Annotated in this window: 19 protein-coding genes; 7 read left to right on the top strand and 12 right to left on the bottom strand. The window is 43.2% G+C overall.

Features of this window, described 5'->3' with window-relative positions:
• Nucleotides 1-77: 77 nt before the first annotated feature.
• Nucleotides 78-629, bottom strand: a complete 552-nt coding sequence (locus ACXAFM_RS16210) for a carboxymuconolactone decarboxylase family protein (RefSeq protein ID WP_474835257.1) — start codon at nucleotides 627-629, stop codon at nucleotides 78-80.
• A gap of 152 nt (nucleotides 630-781) precedes the next feature.
• Here ACXAFM_RS16210 and ACXAFM_RS16205 point away from each other — a divergent pair, with 152 nt between their 5' ends.
• Nucleotides 782-1,375: a TetR/AcrR family transcriptional regulator gene (locus ACXAFM_RS16205; protein WP_474835255.1), complete on the top strand. Its 594-nt coding sequence runs from the start codon at nucleotides 782-784 to the stop codon at nucleotides 1,373-1,375.
• On the opposite strand, the gene ACXAFM_RS16200 is transcribed toward ACXAFM_RS16205, so the two are convergent.
• Genes ACXAFM_RS16200 through ACXAFM_RS16190 form a run of 3 tightly spaced genes read right to left on the bottom strand, consistent with a single transcriptional unit; the run spans nucleotide 1,372 to nucleotide 3,822 of the window.
• A complete protein-coding gene (locus tag ACXAFM_RS16200; RefSeq protein WP_474835254.1) occupies nucleotides 1,372-2,391 on the bottom strand; it encodes an acyltransferase family protein in 1,020 nt (339 codons plus the stop codon). The two genes, ACXAFM_RS16205 and ACXAFM_RS16200, sit on opposite strands and share 4 nt — an antisense overlap.
• Before the next feature lie 55 nt (nucleotides 2,392-2,446).
• The gene (locus ACXAFM_RS16195) at nucleotides 2,447-2,623 is read right to left on the bottom strand and encodes a hypothetical protein (protein ID WP_474835252.1); all 177 of its coding nucleotides are present in this window, start codon (nucleotides 2,621-2,623) and stop codon (nucleotides 2,447-2,449) included.
• On the bottom strand, nucleotides 2,623-3,822 hold the full coding sequence (locus tag ACXAFM_RS16190; RefSeq protein ID WP_474835250.1) for an FAD-dependent monooxygenase: 1,200 nt from the start codon (nucleotides 3,820-3,822) through the stop codon (nucleotides 2,623-2,625). The genes ACXAFM_RS16195 and ACXAFM_RS16190 overlap by 1 nt, the downstream gene beginning before the upstream one ends.
• Before the next feature lie 307 nt (nucleotides 3,823-4,129).
• Between ACXAFM_RS16190 and miaB the strand changes: the two genes are divergently transcribed.
• The 5 genes from miaB (at nucleotide 4,130) to lnt (ending at nucleotide 9,738) form a co-directional block, all read left to right on the top strand.
• The gene (miaB, locus tag ACXAFM_RS16185) at nucleotides 4,130-5,563 is read left to right on the top strand and encodes a tRNA (N6-isopentenyl adenosine(37)-C2)-methylthiotransferase MiaB (protein WP_474835566.1); all 1,434 of its coding nucleotides are present in this window, start codon (nucleotides 4,130-4,132) and stop codon (nucleotides 5,561-5,563) included.
• Nucleotides 5,564-5,592: 29 nt separating this feature from the next.
• Nucleotides 5,593-6,675, top strand: coding sequence for a PhoH family protein (locus ACXAFM_RS16180; RefSeq protein ID WP_474835248.1), 1,083 nt, complete (start codon nucleotides 5,593-5,595; stop codon nucleotides 6,673-6,675).
• Nucleotides 6,672-7,148 carry an rRNA maturation RNase YbeY gene (gene ybeY, locus ACXAFM_RS16175; RefSeq protein WP_474835246.1) on the top strand — a complete coding sequence of 159 codons (477 nt, stop codon included), beginning with the start codon at nucleotides 6,672-6,674 and terminating at the stop codon, nucleotides 7,146-7,148. Before ACXAFM_RS16180 ends, ybeY begins: the two co-directional genes overlap by 4 nt.
• A gap of 116 nt (nucleotides 7,149-7,264) precedes the next feature.
• On the top strand, nucleotides 7,265-8,122 hold the full coding sequence (gene corC / locus ACXAFM_RS16170; protein ID WP_334059216.1) for a CNNM family magnesium/cobalt transport protein CorC: 858 nt from the start codon (nucleotides 7,265-7,267) through the stop codon (nucleotides 8,120-8,122).
• 101 nt (nucleotides 8,123-8,223) lie between these two features.
• Nucleotides 8,224-9,738, top strand: a complete 1,515-nt coding sequence (lnt, locus tag ACXAFM_RS16165) for an apolipoprotein N-acyltransferase (RefSeq protein WP_474835245.1) — start codon at nucleotides 8,224-8,226, stop codon at nucleotides 9,736-9,738.
• An 81-nt stretch (nucleotides 9,739-9,819) separates the two neighbouring features.
• On the opposite strand, the gene pta is transcribed toward lnt, so the two are convergent.
• Both pta and ACXAFM_RS16155 read right to left on the bottom strand, forming a co-directional pair.
• Nucleotides 9,820-11,958: a phosphate acetyltransferase gene (pta, locus tag ACXAFM_RS16160; RefSeq protein ID WP_474835243.1), complete on the bottom strand. Its 2,139-nt coding sequence runs from the start codon at nucleotides 11,956-11,958 to the stop codon at nucleotides 9,820-9,822.
• Nucleotides 11,959-12,008: 50 nt separating this feature from the next.
• A complete protein-coding gene (locus ACXAFM_RS16155) occupies nucleotides 12,009-13,190 on the bottom strand; it encodes an acetate kinase (protein WP_474835241.1) in 1,182 nt (393 codons plus the stop codon).
• Nucleotides 13,191-13,579: 389 nt separating this feature from the next.
• Between ACXAFM_RS16155 and ACXAFM_RS16150 the strand changes: the two genes are divergently transcribed.
• Nucleotides 13,580-14,029, top strand: coding sequence for an Hsp20 family protein (locus ACXAFM_RS16150; protein WP_474835239.1), 450 nt, complete (start codon nucleotides 13,580-13,582; stop codon nucleotides 14,027-14,029).
• Nucleotides 14,030-14,154: 125 nt separating this feature from the next.
• Here ACXAFM_RS16150 and ACXAFM_RS16145 read toward each other — a convergent pair whose 3' ends face one another.
• The 6 genes from ACXAFM_RS16145 to greA form a co-directional block, all read right to left on the bottom strand.
• Nucleotides 14,155-14,547, bottom strand: coding sequence for a DUF3224 domain-containing protein (locus ACXAFM_RS16145; protein WP_474835565.1), 393 nt, complete (start codon nucleotides 14,545-14,547; stop codon nucleotides 14,155-14,157).
• Between the two features lie 93 nt (nucleotides 14,548-14,640).
• Nucleotides 14,641-15,180, bottom strand: a complete 540-nt coding sequence (locus ACXAFM_RS16140; protein WP_474835238.1) for an NUDIX domain-containing protein — start codon at nucleotides 15,178-15,180, stop codon at nucleotides 14,641-14,643.
• Between the two features lie 71 nt (nucleotides 15,181-15,251).
• A complete protein-coding gene (locus ACXAFM_RS16135; protein ID WP_474835236.1) occupies nucleotides 15,252-15,446 on the bottom strand; it encodes a hypothetical protein in 195 nt (64 codons plus the stop codon).
• Nucleotides 15,447-16,014: 568 nt separating this feature from the next.
• Nucleotides 16,015-17,013, bottom strand: coding sequence for a hypothetical protein (locus ACXAFM_RS16130; protein WP_474835234.1), 999 nt, complete (start codon nucleotides 17,011-17,013; stop codon nucleotides 16,015-16,017).
• Nucleotides 17,010-17,972: a hypothetical protein gene (locus ACXAFM_RS16125; protein WP_474835232.1), complete on the bottom strand. Its 963-nt coding sequence runs from the start codon at nucleotides 17,970-17,972 to the stop codon at nucleotides 17,010-17,012. The genes ACXAFM_RS16130 and ACXAFM_RS16125 overlap by 4 nt, the downstream gene beginning before the upstream one ends.
• Before the next feature lie 152 nt (nucleotides 17,973-18,124).
• Nucleotides 18,125-18,601 (bottom strand): transcription elongation factor GreA, encoded by a 477-nt coding sequence (greA, locus tag ACXAFM_RS16120; RefSeq protein WP_474830845.1) that lies wholly within the window; start codon nucleotides 18,599-18,601, stop codon nucleotides 18,125-18,127.
• Nucleotides 18,602-18,624 lie beyond the last annotated feature (23 nt).

Raw genomic sequence — 18,624 nt, 5'->3', positions numbered from 1 at the left:
ATTTGTACAAAAAGCCCTTTATCGGTAAATAGAAGGGGGAAACAAAAGCTGAGCTTTTATTTCCCCGATAAAACCTTTTATTTAGGTGACCACTCGAATTTTTTAAATGGCTCATCTACCGGAGTCTCGGCTAAGTGGTTGGTATAGTTACTCATCACTTTTTGTGCCAGAATAAGAATAATTTCAAGTAGTTGCTGATGTTGGTAGCCAGCACTGTAGAATGCATCTAGCTGCGCACTATCAACATTGCCTCGTCCGCGAGTTACAGCTAGCACAGTTTCTTTTAGCGTATTCAATTTACTGTCAGACAATGTTTCATCGTTGCGTAACTCTTCAATTAAGTCATCACTTACTTTCATGCTTTTGGCAATGCCGGTATGCGCGGGTACACAGTAATGGCAAGCGTGTTCAACGTTAACGGCCTGCCATACTACAGTTAGCTCTTCTGCGTTAAACGATGTTTCTTGCGCTAGCTTGTGTAGCACCTGATAACCTTCGAGTAGCGTTGGCGCTTCTGCCATTACCGCATGCAAGTTAGGCAGCATACCAAATGCGCTTACAGAATTATCGATTAGTGGCTTTGCTGCTTCTGGCGCTGTCTCTTTGGTATGTAATTTAAAATCGCTCATATCACTCTCCTATTGATGTGACTAGAAACTAAAGTAACTCTTTTAGTTACTCTTACCTTTTTGAAGTGGAATTAATAATAGGTTTACTTGAACGATCGTTCAAGCGATAATTGAACACATGTTCAAAATATTCACGTATAAGGTATGCAGCTATGAAATATGACCACGATGACATTATTGAAAAAGCCACTACGCTTTTTTGGCAACGAGGCTTTCAGGCGGCGGGTATGCGGGATATTCAGCAGGCATTGGACATGCGCCCTGGCAGCATATATGCCCGCTTCCAAAGTAAAGAGGGCCTATTCAAGCTGGTTGTGGAATATTATGCTAAAAACAGTGCTGAGCGATTAAAGCAAGTAGCTGATTCTGACTCTCCCTTAACAGCACTTAGAGATTTTTTTGAAATAGCACTTACAGGGCCAGATGAAAAGCGCTACATGCGACAGTGCCTTCTTGTTAAGTCTATTGCAGAGCTAGATATTATTGGCGATATCGCAAAGAAAGCGGTGCTTGAAAGTATGCAAACCCTTAAAGCTGGGTTTAAAGAGATAGTTGAAAATGGTGTAGACAAAGGCGAGTTACCAAAACATACACCACCTGAACTTGCGGCTGAATGGTTACAAAACCAGTTTGTTGGCTTACGGGCGTTTGCATTAATGCAAGAAGACATCGCCCCTATTAAAACTATGATCGGCAAAGTTTTGTTGGACTTACATGGTAAATGGCCATTAGACAAGCCGCATTAGCGGCTGGTGTTTCTTAACAAGTCACTTAAAGGCGCACTGAAAACGTAAGAAATGTTGTACTTTTCGACGACTCTCACCGCCACAAGAGGTAAACCAATACCTGCTGCAATCCCTATCAGTAGATGTATTTCTGTTGACGTTATTCCAAACAACTTCACGAGAACAATTCTAGCTCCGCTGCCCGCTATTATATGCATAAGATAGATTGCCATTGATGAGGAACCTATTACAATCAACCACTTAATTGAACGCGCAGTAAGAAAAACCGATAACGAACAAATAAACGTAATAGACGTTAAGGCAAGAAAAAGTGAGTAACTGCCTTTGTCGGAATAAACTAAATTTTGGTTTACGTGAAAATCGTATTGCGCAAAAAGAGTTAAGATCAAACTTCCCCATAGCACATGAGTGTGACCGACAAGATTCTTGAAATTGCACTTTGAAGCCAAAATACCAAAAACAAAAAATACATAGTGTTCTGCAATAAAATGGAGTGGTAACGGATATGTAACTTGCTTACTCGTAACATAAAGCAGTGCGGAAGCGATAAAAAGGGGGAGTGTATGACGCTTTGAAACTGCCGAAAAATAAACGCTACTCAACAAAAATAGTAAAAATAGCGTATACAGAAACCAAAATTGCGCGTAGGGCTCCCAAAACGTTAAAACCTGCTCTAAAGACTTGTGATTGTTGGTAAATGACGAAAGCGATACGTTCAATCCCCCCTGAATAAGCGTCCATAAAACGTACGGATAAAGGATCGTATCTATTTTGTTAAATGTCAGCCCTAGCGCTTTATACTTTTCAAAAGATTTTAAAAAAAAGAGCCCAGAAAGAAAGAAGAATAAAGGCATATGGAAACTGTAAATGATACTGTCAATTAGTACATAGATTTCACTATCCAATCCAATATTAGAAGCGTTTACCCCTCTTGCTACATGGCCATAAACAACCAGTATAATGCCAATCGCTTTGGCAACATCTACCCAAGATGCTCTATTTAATACATTCGCCAAGGACTTTTTCTTATTTATTCAGTTCAACAATAATAGGTTAACAATAATGCTTTCACTAAGAGAACAGCAAACGCAATAATTGAGCAACAAGCAGTATTCCCATCAACGGCCAAATCCACTTCGCCCATTTGGCCGCATCTTCATTACTGATACGCATTTTAGACCGCTCAATAAGTGGCACTATCAGCGCTAACGCGCCGAATAGCACAACTAGTAAAATTAACACTTCCATTATCGTAATCCTATCGCATATTTAAGCACTTGTTGTTTAGCAGGATCTATGCGCTGCGCCACAGAAAGCAGCTGGTTTCTTACCCATTTAATGGGGGCAATATCGTTACTAAACAAGGTATAAAACCCATCCATTGCGCTCATCATTACCAAGTTATCTCGCTTTCGTGGCCTTTCATAGTTCCTGATAAGCCTTTGAGAAAATACTTTATCGGTTAGCGACAATGCGTTGTTGCTACCGAATGGCTTGAATTCAGCACACACAGAAAGGAATGCTTCTACATCTTTAAAACCTAAATTAACGCCCTGCCCGGCAAGCGGGTTGATGGTGTGTGCTGCATCACCAATTAACACGCAACAGCCTTTCACATAGTGATTAGCATGAGAACGGGTAAGCGGAAAAACCGCTTTGTCTACAACAGAAAAGCTGTTGCCATTTTTGGTTAATTCATTAGGAAAGGTTTTAAGAATTTCACTTTCTAGTTGGCTCGCTTTTAAACTTTTAATCCGTTTGAGTTCGTCGGGCGAGTCATACCAAACTAGCGAGGCATAGTTATCGAACATTGGCAAAAAGGCTTTGGGGCCGCTCGATGTAAACTGTTGCCAGGTAACGGGCTCAACGGGTTTGTCTATTTTGATAGTGATGCCCATTGCCTGTTGCGCGTACTGCCAACCTGTGGTGCCAATACCGGCCGCTTTTCTTACCTGAGAGTTTGCGCCATCTGCGCCAATTAGCCACTTAGCATCTATCGTTCTGCCGCTAGAAAGCATAACGGAAGCAGTATTTGCTAATTGAATATCTTGCACTGTGTGGCCACTAATAAGCTCAACGTTGTCATACTGTTTTAGTGCTTCGTGGCATCCCAACTGCAACAAACGGTTTTCTACAAAGAAACCCAGCTGAGCCATGTCGATACTTTTTGCGGTAAAGTCTGTTCTATGGGCAGGGTCGTCCCACACGCTTAGGCCGGTGTAAGGTTTAACGCGCATGGCCGCTATGTGTTCCCAAGCGCCAAGGGCTTTTAAAAGCGTAACCGACGCCTCGCTGATGGCAGAAACCCTTAAGTCAGGGCCGTCCTCGGGGTTAAAAGATGCGGGTAGATACGGCTCTATCACTGCTACCTTAAACTGTTGTTGGGCAAGTCCCAAGGCTAGCGCAGCCCCCACCATACCGCCGCCATTTATACAAAAATCGACCATTTACTCTCCTTAAAACACGCACTTGCATTATGTCTTAAAACACAAAGCGCTGTGAAGTAAAACGTAGAACAGGCTTGGCTTAGATCAATTCTTCACGAATCGTCGTAAGACACTGGGAATATGCCTGCATAACAGGTAAAATATGCGGCTATTTTGAACATCTTCCTGTAACTGACATTTCCGATGCTTTCTGCATGGGCACTCTAAAGGCGCTATGCAGAATAACATTCTGGTAGACACCTTAGCTAAACAAAAGGTGATACTGCATTCACTTACAGGAACACTAACAGGTTATCGAATAGTTGTTATGACTAAAAAGCTGTATATCAAAACCTGGGGCTGCCAAATGAACGAGTACGACTCGGAGAAAATGGCAGACTTACTAGACTCAACGCATGGCTACAGTGCTGCTGAAAGTGCTGAAGAGGCTGATGTTATTTTGCTTAACACCTGCTCTATTCGCGAAAAGGCGCAAGAGAAGGTTTTCCACCAACTTGGTCGCTGGAAAACGTTAAAGCAAGACAAGCCTGAACTTATTATCGGTGTAGGCGGCTGTGTGGCTTCACAAGAAGGCGATACCATACGCCAGCGCGCACCTTTTGTAGACTTGGTATTTGGCCCACAAACACTGCACCGTTTGCCTGAAATGATCAACGAACTTCAGGGCGGCGCAAAGTCAGTCATTGACGTAAGCTTCCCGGAAATTGAAAAGTTTGACCGTTTGCCTGAGCCACGTGCTGAAGGACCAACGGCATTCGTTTCTATTATGGAAGGCTGTTCAAAATACTGCACATTCTGCGTAGTGCCTTACACACGTGGTGAAGAAGTAAGCCGCCCTGTTGACGACGTACTGCTTGAAATTGCGCAGCTTGCAGGTCAAGGCGTACGTGAAGTAAATCTTCTAGGTCAAAACGTTAACGCATATCGCGGTGAAAATTACGACGGTACAATTTGTCGTTTCTCTGAATTGCTTGAATTGGTAGCGGCCATCGACGGTATCGACAGAATCCGTTACACCACATCTCACCCGGTTGAATTTACTGACGACATTATTGATGCATACGCGTCTATTCCTGAGTTAGTTGACCACCTGCACTTACCTATTCAAAGCGGCTCCGACCGTATATTGAACTTGATGAAGCGTGGCCATACGGCAATTGAATATAAGTCGAAAATGCGTAAGCTGAAAAAGATTCGCCCGAACATTAGCTTGTCGAGCGACTTCATCATTGGTTTCCCTGGCGAAACCGATGCCGATTTTGAAGCCACCATGGATTTGATTCAGGCTGTGGATTACGACCTTAGCTTCAGCTTTATTTACAGTGCTCGCCCAGGTACACCTGCTGCCGATGCAGTGGATGATGTAAGTGAAGAAACTAAGAAGCAACGTCTTCACTTATTACAGCAGCGTATTACGCAGCAAGCCCTTCGTATTGCGCGTCACATGGTTGGCACTGAGCAACGAATTTTGGTTGAAGGCCCGTCTAAGAAAAACCCAATGGAGCTTTCTGGACGTACTGAAAACAACCGCGTAGTAAACTTTGAAGGCACTCCAGATATGATTGGCGAATTCGTTGATGTAAACATCACAGACGTATTTACCAATTCACTACGTGGTGAAGTTGTACGCAGAGAAAGCGAAATGGGCTTGCGTGTTGCCGTTTCGCCCCAATCTATCATGGCAAAGCATCAGGCGGATTTGCCTGATGAGCTTGGCGTGGGTCAATTTAACCCAGCCTAGATACATTTTATAGCGAGGAAAAAAGTAGCTTGAGTACATTGGTTAGTAACGAATTTGAATTAGAACCGGCAGATAGCAAACGTTTGTCGAGTTTATGTGGCCCCTTTGATGACAACATTAAACAAATTGAGCGCAGGTTAGGCGTAGAGATTACCTACCGGAATAACGCGTTTAAGGTGTTGGGTGAACCGCAGCAAATAAAAAGTGCCAGCGAATTACTTAAGCTTCTTTATATAGAAACTCAGCCTATTAAGGGCCGTATTCCTGAGCTAGAAGCAGAACAAGTTCATCTCGCCATTCAAGAAGCCCGCGTTATCGAAAAAGACGCAACTGGCGGCTATGGCAAAGAAGTGAATATTAAAACCAAGCGCGGTGTTATTAAGCCGCGTAACCCTAATCAAGCGCAATATGTGGCGAACATTGTAAACCACGACATTACCTTTGGTATTGGACCTGCCGGTACGGGTAAAACCTACCTAGCCGTTGCCGCTGCTGTGGACGCACTTGAACGCCAAGAAATTCGCCGTATTTTGCTTACCCGCCCTGCAGTTGAGGCCGGCGAAAAGCTCGGTTTCTTGCCCGGCGACCTTTCACAAAAAGTAGACCCGTACCTTCGTCCGCTTTACGACGCTCTGTTTGAAATGCTGGGCTTCGAGAAAGTCGAAAAGCTAATGGAGCGCAACGTGATTGAGGTTGCGCCGTTAGCCTATATGCGTGGCCGAACACTAAACGACGCCTTTATTATTTTGGACGAAAGCCAAAATACAACGGTAGAGCAAATGAAAATGTTCTTAACCCGTATTGGCTTTAATTCGAAAGCAGTGATCACCGGTGACATCACGCAGGTAGACTTACCTCGCGGTGCAAAGTCAGGTCTACGCCACGCTATTGAAGTATTAAGCGAAGTGGATGATATTTCTTTCAACTTCTTCAACGCTGAAGACGTGGTGCGCCACCCTGTGGTTGCGCGTATTGTAAGAGCATATGAAGTGCACGACGCTGAACAAGAGCGTCTTCGCAAAGAACGTAAAGAAGAAGCGTTGCGACTTCAACGAGAACAGGCTTCTCAAAACGATAGCGCGACACAAACGAAAGACGACAACGCATCGTGACCGCCATTATTGATGTACAGCAAGCGTTTGAAGGTGACGAAGCTATGTTGTCGGCCATTCCCTCACCTTCAGAACTTGAGCGTTGGGCTAATGCTGTGCTCAAGTATGAAGGCTTAAGTGATCAAGAAGTGACTATCCGCTTTACTGACGAAGCCGAAAGTCAAAGCCTTAACTACGAGTACAGAGGGAAAGATAAGCCCACGAATGTTTTGTCTTTTCCATTTGAGGCACCTCCAGGCATTGAAATAAACCTATTAGGCGACCTTGTTATTTGCGCCCCCGTTATTAGCCGTGAAGCTGAAGAGCAAAGAAAACAAGTGAGCGACCACTACGCGCATATGACGGTTCACGGGCTATTGCATTTAATGGGTTACGACCATATTGACGATGCCGAGGCCGAGGAAATGGAAAGCAAAGAGATTGATATTCTTGCAAGTCTTGGCATTAATAACCCCTACGAAGTTAGTAACTAACAAACAACCATAAACTGTTGTTATAAAAGCACTTTAACACTTAATAACAATAAAACATTGACGACCAGCACGAACCATTTTAACGTTGGCGTTGACCTAACAATTAAACGGACATTATGAGCGACGATAACCCTCACTCTACCAACGGCTCCTCAGGCAAGAGTTGGTTAGATAAACTAAAAAATTCGATTTCTGGCGAGCCGAAAAGTAAAGAAGAGTTAGTATCGGTTATTACTGATGCTGAACAAAACGAAATTATTGACCCACAAACCCGAGAAATGATTGAAGGGGTTATTGGGGTAAATGAAATGCGAGTGAGAGATATTATGATCCCTCGCGCTCAAATGACCACTATCGATGTAGAGAAGAAAGTAGAAGAATTTCTACCTTTAATGCTTGAATCTGCTCACTCCCGTTTCCCCGTTATTAGTGAAGATAAAGACCATATCGAAGGTATTTTGCTTGCAAAAGACCTTTTGGCTTTTGCTTTTAACGCAGAAAAAGAGTTCAATTTAAAAGATATACTGCGCCCTGCGGTTATTGTTCCAGAGAGCAAACGCGTGGACGTTCTGCTTAAAGAATTCCGCCAACAGCGCTACCACATGGCTATTGTTGTAGACGAATACGGCGGCGTGTCCGGCCTGGTAACAATCGAAGATATTCTCGAGATCATCGTGGGTGAAATTGAAGATGAGTACGATACCGAAGAAGATGGTACCGATGATATTCGTCCTTTAAATAAGTCGACCTACTCGGTTAAAGCGTTAACCCCAGTGGATGATTTTAACGAGTTTTTTGAAACCAAGTTCAGCGAAGAAGAAGCGGACACTATTGGCGGCATTGTGCTAAAAGCCTTTGGCCATATGCCTGAAACCAATGACGAAATCACCATCGGCGATGTTCAGTTCAAAGTGACTAACTCTGATAAACGCCGACTTATTCAACTAAAGGTTTCAGTGCCTTCATTGGAATAGAAACATCGTCACAATAACGTTTATTTCAGCATAGGGTAGCGCGAATTTTTAAGCGCTTACCCTGTGAATACAAAACCTTCAATCACCATCAGATGACTTCTATGCTGAAACGGTTTATCCCTCACTTTCTTCTTCTGCTAAGCGGTGCTAGTTTAACGCTGGCTTTTGCCCCATTTAATATGTGGCTCTTAACTATTCCTGCCCTCGCACTTGCTATACGTCAAGTTATCAAGCTGAAGCATCGCCCATTTTTAGCCGGATGGTTATTTGGCGCAGGCTGGTTTGGGGCTGGAATAAGTTGGGTACACGTAAGTATCGCCGACTTTGGTGGCCTTCCTCTAATTGCCTCTGTCGCACTCATGGCATTGCTATGCGGTTATTTAGCGTTATACCCTGCCCTTGCCACGAAATTCACCGCCAAGTATTTTTCACCTCAGCTATGGCCCATGGCACTGCCTTTTTTCTGGGTTGTGGCGGAGTGGCTTAGAAGCTGGATGTTAAGTGGCTTTCCGTGGTTATCTTTAGGCTATAGCCAGCTAGATAGTCCTCTGTCTGGCTTTGCGCCTGTTATTGGTGAAACAGGAATAAGCGCTCTTATCGTTATTAGCGCTAGCCTATTTGCGCTGATTCACAATAGGCGAACCTTCGCTAACGCAGTATTGGTTGCGCTGTGTTTATTTATTAGTGGCTACCTGCTTAAACTGCATAGTTGGGTTGAGCCCAAAAAGACCTACTCGGTAGGTATGGCGCAAGGTAATATTGCGCAAAGTTTGCGATGGGTGCCAGAGCAAGATGGCCCTACTATGGACACCTATTGGAAACTAACCGAAAGCTTGTGGGATAACGACCTCATCATTTGGCCGGAGGCCGCGGTTCCCAAGCTTGAGCCATTGGCCCAGCCTTACCTTGCTAAAGTTAATGAAAGAGCCTTTCAAGAAGACACGGCACTTATAACTGGTATTGTAAATTATAATTGGGAAACAGACGAAGCGTGGAATAACCTTATCGTGCTTGGTAAACGCACGCCAGATGCTACATACCCTGATTATCAATATTTTCACAACAACCGGTTTTCCAAGCACCACCTATTACCTGTAGGAGAGTTTGTGCCTTTTGAAGATTGGCTTCGTCCCCTCGCCCCCCTATTCGACTTACCTATGTCGTCGTTTTCTCGCGGTGATTATCAGCAAGCCAACCTCGAAGCTAATGGCATTCACTTAGCGCCCGCTATCTGTTTTGAAATTGCGTTTCCTCACCAAGTGATGGCAAATGTGTATGAAGATACAGACATGATCATTACAGTAAGTAACGACGCGTGGTTTGGGCACTCCCACGGCCCAGCTCAGCATTTGCAAATAGCGCAAATGCGCGCCCTTGAGTTGGGGCGCCCCGTCGTTAGAGCTACAAACAATGGCATAACGGCTTTTATCAACCATAAAGGTGAAGTAACAGCTCGTCTGCCGCAATTTATAGCAGGTAATATTTCAGCGTCAGTTGTTGCAACTCGCGGTTTTACACCTTATTACCACCTTCAAGAGATAGGTGTTTGGTTGTTAGTATTATTGCTTTTTATCATCGCAATTATACTTAAAAGAGCCCATAACAACCCGAAGTAACCCCTTAAAGTATAAAAAACGGCGCCTTACATTTGGCGCCGCTCTCATTTAGTTTTTGTGGATTAGATGCACAAATTTTTGTTAATTGCCCGCCGCCTGGATAGCGGTAAGGGCAATGGTAAATACAATGTCATCCACTAACGCACCTCGGCTTAAATCGTTGACTGGCTTTCTCATGCCCTGCAGCATTGGGCCAATACACACCAAGTCGAAGCTACGCTGCACCGCTTTATAAGTGGTGTTACCTGTGTTTAGGTCTGGGAAAACAAACACGTTTGCTTTACCGGCAACCGGGCTGTTTGGTGCCTTGCTCTTACCTACACTTTCAATGGCTGCAGCATCGTATTGAAGCGGGCCGTCGATAAGTAAATCGGGGCGTAGCTCTTGCGCAATTTTAGTAGCCTCACGCACTTTCTCTACATCGCTACCAGCACCTGACGAGCCTGTACTGTAACTTATCATAGCTACCCGTGGTTCAATGCCAAACATCTGCGCCGATTCGGCAGACTGAATCGCTATGTCGGCTAGCTGCTGAGCGTTGGGGTCAGGGTTGATGGCACAGTCGCCGTAAACCAAAACTTGATCTGGCAACAGCATGAAAAATACAGACGATACTAGTGATGCATTTTCCGCCGTTTTAATAAGCTGGAGTGCCGGGCGAATTGTATTAGCCGTGGTATTTACCGCGCCAGAGACTAGGCCATCCACATCGTCTTGCTGAAGCATCATTGTGCCTAAAGTTACATTATCTTCCAGTAACTCTTTTGCAACCACTTCAGTAACACCTTTGTGACCGCGCAGAGCCACTAAACCTTCAACGTAGTCATCTTTTATCTCACTAGGAGAAAGTATTTCTACGCCGTCGCTCAGTACCACACCTTGCTGCTCTGCTACTCGGCGTATTTCTGTTTCATCACCAATAAGTACCGGGCGCGCTAAACCACGCTTAGCACAGATCGAGGCCGCTACAACGGTTCTTGGTTCATTGCCTTCTGGCAGCACTATGCGTTTGTTTACCTGCCTTGCGCGGTTGGTAAGATAGAAACGGAATGCTGATGGCGAAAGCTTTTTCTGGCGAGATACTTTTTGGGTTAGTGAATTCACCCAGCTTGCATCTAAGCTTTCTGCCGTATGCACCATCACCTTTTCGATACGTTGGCTGTCATCAACCGGCACTTCTTGGTTAAAAGCGTGAAGTGCCTGCGCTGTTTGCCATGTATTTGAATTTACCAACATTACTGGCAGGCCTGTTTCCATGGCTTGACTACATAATGCCATAATATTTTCATCGGGCTGGTAGCCACCGGTAAGCAAGAGCGCGCCTAGCTTAGTACCGTTTAACGCAGCCAAACAGCACGACACAAACACATCACCGCGGTCGCCTGACATCACTAGTAACGCACCTGGCTTGAGTGTGTGTGTCATATTGTGAATTTCTCGGGCGCAAAACGTAACGCTGCTTAGTCGACGCTCTGCTAGTTCACCCTCGTTAAGTAAGGTGGCATTTAGGTGCTTCGCAACGTCCGTTGCACGTGGCGAAACGAGGTCAGCACTCCAATCAATAGTACCAAGAAGGGTTAACCCTCTTTTGAAAATAGGCAAATCACGCAGTGCCTGCGTACGCTCTTCATCGTGCTCTGGCGCTTCTATTGCACCGATATCGGCACGAAGCCGACCGTGTTCATCAAAAGGCGCGTTAACCTTGTTGAAGATACAACCAACCACTTTTTGACTTTTATGACCGCCATAGGTATCAACAACTATTTCAAGGCGGTGATTAATATCTGTTGTCGACTCGTTGCCAGGCACCGCCACAAAAACGATATCGGCATCTAGAGCACGGCTAATTTCTAAATTCAAACGCTCCGCATAGGGATGATGACGGGTTGTCACCAGCCCTTCTATAACGGTTACTGCATCTTGAACGCTCTTTTCTTCAAATCGCTCAATAATTTCTTCTAAAAGCTCATCAGTATTATCACTGCTGATCATGCGCTCTACGTACTCAAGCTCGAAAGGCTCAATAGGAGAGACACTGGCGTGATGGGCAATGATCGCTGTAGAGCGCTCTTCCCCATTGTCACCCTTTCTAGGCTGGGCAACTGGTTTGAAAAAGTTAAGCTTTATACCTTGTTCTTCTATTGCGCGAACAAGGCCCATGCTGACCGTGGTAAGGCCCACACTAGTGCCTACGGGGATCAACATAATTCTGCGAGACATAATTACTCCTGCTATTGCTAACGTTTCACCGTTGGCGTTGCTAGTTGAATTTACGCGAAGGTCGCAGCTTCAGCTGCAATTACCCATTCTTCATTAGTAGGGACGACATAAACAGAGGTTGATGCTTTATCAGTAGAAATTTTTCCACCTTGCCCAAATCGCGCGTCAGTATTTCTCTGCTCATCAAGGCGAATACCAAAGTGAGCGAAATATTCCATTGTCTTTTCTCGAATGAGCGACGAGTTTTCACCGATGCCACCTGTAAAGACAATAGCGTCTAACGTTGGCACAGCTACCATGTAACCTGCTATGTATTTAGCTAGGCGATAGCAAAAAATTTCTATTGCCAATAGTGCGCCTTCGTGACCTTCAAGTGCAGCATCTTCGAGGGTTCTGCAGTCGTTGCTAAGCTCTGAAATACCGAGCAAACCAGACTCTTTGTTTAATAAGTCGCTGATTTCATCTGCGGTTTTACCAAGCTTTTTCTGTAGCGTACCGGGCAAGCTAGGGTCTAAGTCACCACATCGCGTGCCCATCACTAGCCCTTCTAAAGGAATGAAACCAAGGCTAGTATCGACCGCCTGCCCCTTTTCAATGGCTGACACGCTGCAGCCGTTGCCTAAGTGCGCACTGATTATGCTGGTGTCTGAAACTGGCTTTTCAAGAATTTTCGCCATGCTATCAAGTATGAACTTATGGCTGGTTCCGTGAAAACCGTAGCGTCTAATACCGTGCTCGCGATAAAGCGACATAGGCAGTGCATAAATAAAGGCTTTTTGCGGAAGTGTTTGAAAAAATGAAGTATCGAATACCACAACATGAGGCAAGTTTGGATATGCTGCCTGAGCGGTTACAATGCCTTTAAGGTTTGCCATATTGTGAAGCGGTGCCATGCTCGCATAATCTTCGATTGCTTCAAGCACGCTGTCATCTACAAGGGCAGCACCTTTAAACTTTTCTCCGCCGTGTACAACACGATGACCAATGGCAATAGGCTGTACGCCTGTACTTGCAATAACCTCAGAGATAGCGTTGAGCGCTTCGGTATGACCTGCATTCTCAGAAAGTACACGTTTCTCCTTTTTACCATTTAGTTTAAAAGATAAACTTGCATCTTTATTGCCTAACGCTTCAGCAATACCAGAGAGACCAGCTTCACCAGTATCAGCGTCGATAATGGCAAACTTTACTGAAGAGCTGCCACAATTTAAAACGATAACTTCTTTTTTCATTTTCGTAATTTCAATTAAAGTAGTAAGACATTTTGTTAAACCAATTGTAGCATTTCTAAGCAATTAGAGGGGTTAAACAAATGCTAAATGTTTTATAAAAATTATCGCATGCTCTTATTTTATATAGGGTTTTATGGAAAATTTTCGCTAGGTTACCGCACCTCACTCTTACTTAGAAAATAATTATCCCCATAATAACCATAAATTTCAGCAACTTACCCATTACTAGCAATTATTTTATAAAATAATTCAACTTTCTTTCTTGAAAAGTATTTGGGCCATTCCTATATATGATTTGTCGGCGCTGAAGAGTCAGGTCGACGAAACCGCCGCCGCAGAGTCGGGGCATTTAAATTTTAAACATATTGCTTAATTTTGAGGATATGACTATGCGTACTATCGATCTATCTCCACTTTACCGTTCATTCATTGGTTCTGACCACTTAGCATCTCTTATTGATGCAGCATCTCGCGCAGAGAAACAGAGCACCTATCCGCCGTACAACATCGAGTTACTTGGCGATGACAAGTATCGCGTGACTATGGCAATTGCGGGCTTCAGTAAAGACGATGTGTCAATCCAGGTTGAAGAGAATACATTAACTATTACTGGAACTAAGAAAACGGAAGCGGAAAGCAAGGAAAGTAACGAACGTAAGTTCTTACATAAAGGCATCTCAGAGCGTAACTTTGAGCGTAAATTCCAGCTAGGCGACCATGTGAAAGTGTTGGCAGCAGATATGGAAAATGGTCTATTACACATCGATATGGAGCGAGTCATTCCTGAAGCCAAGAAGCCACGCCAAATAGAAATTGGTTCTCGTTTGCTTGAGAATTAATACATAGTTTCTTGGTTTGTTTCCCAACTTTTAGCGGCGCCGCTCGGCGCCGTTTTTTTTGCTTTGGAAAGCTGCAAGAATACACACTCTGCTGACCTAAATCTCGCTACTTAGCCATTGACGGCTTAGACATCATCAACTTCAAGTGTGTAATTAGCTTTACCCGACTCACCGGACGTAAAGCTACCTCGGAAGGTTTTACCTGTAAGCTCTCCCGTAGCACTACCTTCAATAGATACGAATTCGCTACTGGCGATACCGTTTTCAAATTTACCGTTATGCTGAAGAGTAACGGTACCACGAGAACCATTTATCACCCCGACAAAGGTTTCAAAACCCGAAAATTTAGCAGTCAATTGAGATTGATAAGACATCAAGAACTCAACACTCGACTCGCCGCTCATATCACCTGTATAGACCTGCTTAATGCTGGCATGAGATATCTTTATTCCCTCTGACCTTTCACTCAGAGTGTCTTCGTCCCATTGTGTAATGGAAAAACTTCCTTCTATTGCCATAAATATCTCTTTTATTATTAGTCCCATGGTAAGGTTTCCATAAACTAACTTCTAAAGCTGCAAGAAGGCAACCTGAAAATTGTAACTGTTGGTTTAAATAATCCCCTTAAGCATGGCCAAACCTAAAGCATTACAAGTACTAGCATCTTTTATCTCTCCATTGATAACTTTTTCCTTCAAGGCAGTTAAGGAAAGCGGAACAACCTGCAAGTCTTCTTCTTCAACATCTAGTTTTTGTTCGCCTTGGGTCAAACCTTTAGCCACGTATATATGGTACCCCTGATTACAAAAGCCGTATGCAAGATATTGAAAGCCTACATATTCCATTGATTCAGCAGTTAAGCCTGTTTCTTCTTTAAGCTCACCTTTTGCAAGCTCTACTGGATCAGCGTTGGGGTTGCTCTCCCATGCCCCTTGGGGGAGCTCAAGCTGTCGTTCTTTGATGGTATAGCGGTACTGCTCAACCATATACACGGTATCGCCTTCAATCGGCAAAATAATGGCAAAGTCTGGCTTTTCAACCACGCCATAAATACCGTCGCTTCCACTACTGCGACGAATTTTGTCTTCTCTTACGCGAAGCCATTTGTTTTCATAAACTACTTTTGAATCTAACGTTTCAATATCTGACATCCTATTCCTCGTCACTTTGCGCAAGTATTTAATTACGTTACTCGATTAACATAGTGAGCAATGAAAACTGCTCAGTCAATTGTGAAATTAGCGATAGTTCGGCTGAGAACCAAATTATTCTCTTTCATTGAATTGGACAGGTCTGATAACGCCCGTGCTAACTCGACTTCGTGATTTACAGCAGTTTCAACGTCAACAATATCTTTTGCTACTTCTTGTGTTGTGACTGACTGCTGCTCTGCCGCCGCAGACATATTGTTGGCCATTAACTCAACGTTAGATGCCGCGTCTTTTATCTTTCTAGCGGTTTCTCGCCCCCTCCGGTAATTTCACAAATTTGTCTGATCTGAAAGTGTGTTAATTGCTTTGCATATACTACTGATATTAATCAGGTGTTTATTTACAATTTAGAAAACTTCAGCGTGGTACTTGCTACGTAACCTGCTGTTAGTCCGCACTCTACTGCGCGATGGTGCGCAATCGACTACTTAGCAGTAATTAAAATTGTGATTCGAATATTGACTGAAGCTATATTCACAATATGTCTATTAACCCCTTGATTTCTTTAAAAGGTAAGTACGAAAAACTTTATAAAATAATATCTACATCGACTTAGACGGCTATAGTATTGAAAATCGTCAATACAAGCACACCGTTGAAATTCCATTAAATTGTACTACTCGATATACGCGATGAGAAAAGATTCATTTCCCATTACTTACTAATAAATAAACAATAAGTCTCGGTATCGAGGGCAATGGAATAAGCACAAACCGACAATCTACCCAGTATCTCGCTAAGCAGTTACTTATAGCCCAAATTCCACCGCGGAACCTAAACCAATTTTGAAATTTCAATTATTTTTTGCAGATACTCATCTACTAGAGCACCAATTATCCACGATAGCGGAACTGAAAATACGATAGCGATAGTTTTCATACCCTGCGGAATATCAATCGCCCATTCAGAAACAGTAGAAATTTTCTGCTTTGAATTAATCAACGAGCTCAATTTTCGCAGTCGAACAGGATCATCAGTCAAGCGCCTTCTATTTTGCTCGTTAAGTAAAAATAACTTCTTGATTGAATCATTAATGCGCAATATTGCGAGGGACTTTTTCTTTGAAATACATCGTTGCACTTTATGTACTGGAAGAAATAGAAAATAAGTAAGTACTATAAAAACGCCCGATACAATTACTCTATCAATTATCGGCACGTCAGTACCCAGCCAAAAAATAGGAATTAAGCTAAGTGACAGTGCACTTATAACCGCATTGGAAATAACTAAGTCAGACAAATGCTTAAACTTTTCAATTCCAAAAAGGTCAATCAAACCTTCATTCAAAAAATGCGATAAGGCAAAGCGAGTTACAAATAGCAGGCACAAAAGCGTACAAATAGCATAACGCCAAAATAAAAGACCTAGAATGCCCAGATACCACGACAAGGGTTCTGACTCCAAGGATAATAATTTTTCTGATAACAGATATACAAGTGTGACCAGCCCTCCTCCAAACCAGCTATACTTGCGCAATTTTGCAAAACCGTTTTGTAATTGAAAGGTCATAACTTGGTGTTTCATTTCACCGGGATATTTACTTAGGAAGTCACTAAAGCACTTAACTGAACGTTGGTATAGATACCTATTGGCATAGATAAAAAATACAATCATTAATCCAAACGCGAGTGCTGCATTTCGCTGTCTTATCCCGAGTGGAGTTTCTAATCGTGTTAAGTCAAATGCACCAAAATAATGTGCTCCTGTAAGAATACCTATGCCCGTAAAAATACAGATTGTAAGTATCGAAACTTGCCGCAGTGCCTCTTTCATAAAACCACCTTGATCAACTGACTCATAAGACCTGCGCCTGTCCACGACAGCATTGGTAGTAAAATTAAAGCGAGTATTTTAAGTGTAAACGGAAGCGTTAATGGCCAGCTTGGCGCCCGTTCAATTTCGGTTCGCACAGTTAACAGGTCTGAAATAAACTGAAGACGATTATCATCATCGACTAAACGCCTACTAGCACTAAAACGCTTCTCTGGTGACATTTCAATTTTCAAGCTGTCGTTAATTCTAGCAAGCGTCAATGAGCGTCGTTTGTCTACGACATTATGCGCCTCCAAAATAGGTTGAAACAAAATTAGAACAATTAGAAAAGAAATTACCGACAACAACACGGCATCAGTAATAGGAACCTGTACAAATAAAAACGTTATTGAATAAATAGCTAGAAAAATCGACGCCAGACAAAAGTTATGCAATACCAACTTACACAATGGCATCAGCCTTTCCATTTCAAATAGCCTTATTCTGAAATGCTTTTGCAAGTGACGCTTGATGAAACGTAGCACGATGATATTTGAGGTGAACAATGACAATCCTGAAAGCCACATTGGAATTGCTTGCAGAAGTAAGAATAAACGCTTGGGATTCTCTGTAATCCTATCGGCGATGCCTTGTGAAAACACGTACCCACTCGCGACTGCTATTGCAAGAACGAGAATATAGGGCGATGCCTTAAGCAACTGATTAAGTAAGGTAATTCGTATAGTTTCAACCAATCTCAACCTTGATTTTTTTCTTCGATGAGAGATCAGAAAAGATAAATATACTGCTGAACTATCGAGTGTTTTGTAAGATGCCCACAATGCGAAGGCCACCAAAATAGGAGCCGTTAGTGCGGTACCTGCGTCTCTAGCGGCCAGTGAAGTAACCTCATGGCCGAACGAGATAAAACCAAGATAGTAATTAATGCTCAGCACGATTAGCAGATATAATGCAGGCAATAGAAAGTGTGCTTTGTACAAACGTCCTTGTTGTAGCATATTCGGCGATATTGAATGTTGACCACTGCGTACATTATTTATACAGCAACACTACAATTTACACAAACAAAAACGCCGAGCATGTACTCGGCGCTTTTAAGTATTTTTGTTAATTAAATATATTCAACTTCTATGATTTCAACTTCAACAGCACCCGCTGGCGTTTGAATAGTCACGGTATCATCAAGCTCTTTGCCGATAAGACCGCGAGCAATAGGAGAGTTAACTGAAATCAAGTTATTCTTAATATCAGCTTCGTCGTCACCAACAATACGATAAGTGGTTTCTTCATCGGTAACAACGTTAAGAATGGTTACGGTAGTACCGAAAATAACCTTACCGGTATTTTCCATTTTAGTAACGTCGATGATCTGTGCGTTTGAAAGCTTGCCTTCAATATCTTGAATGCGGCCTTCACAGAAGCTTTGCTGTTCACGGGCAGCGTGATATTCAGCGTTTTCTTTCAAATCACCATGCTCACGTGCTTCGGCAATAGACTCGATAATACGTGGGCGTGTTTTTGTTTTTAGCTCATTTAATTCGTCACGCAGCATTTGAGCGCCGCGCGCTGTCATTGGATACTGACTCATGAATACCGTCTCACTTAGCTAGT

The sequence above is a fragment of the Alteromonas sp. ABD4_190 genome, assembly GCF_056160105.1.
Note: the sequence above shows the minus strand (reverse complement) of the source record. Positions and strands in the feature narration are given on the sequence as shown.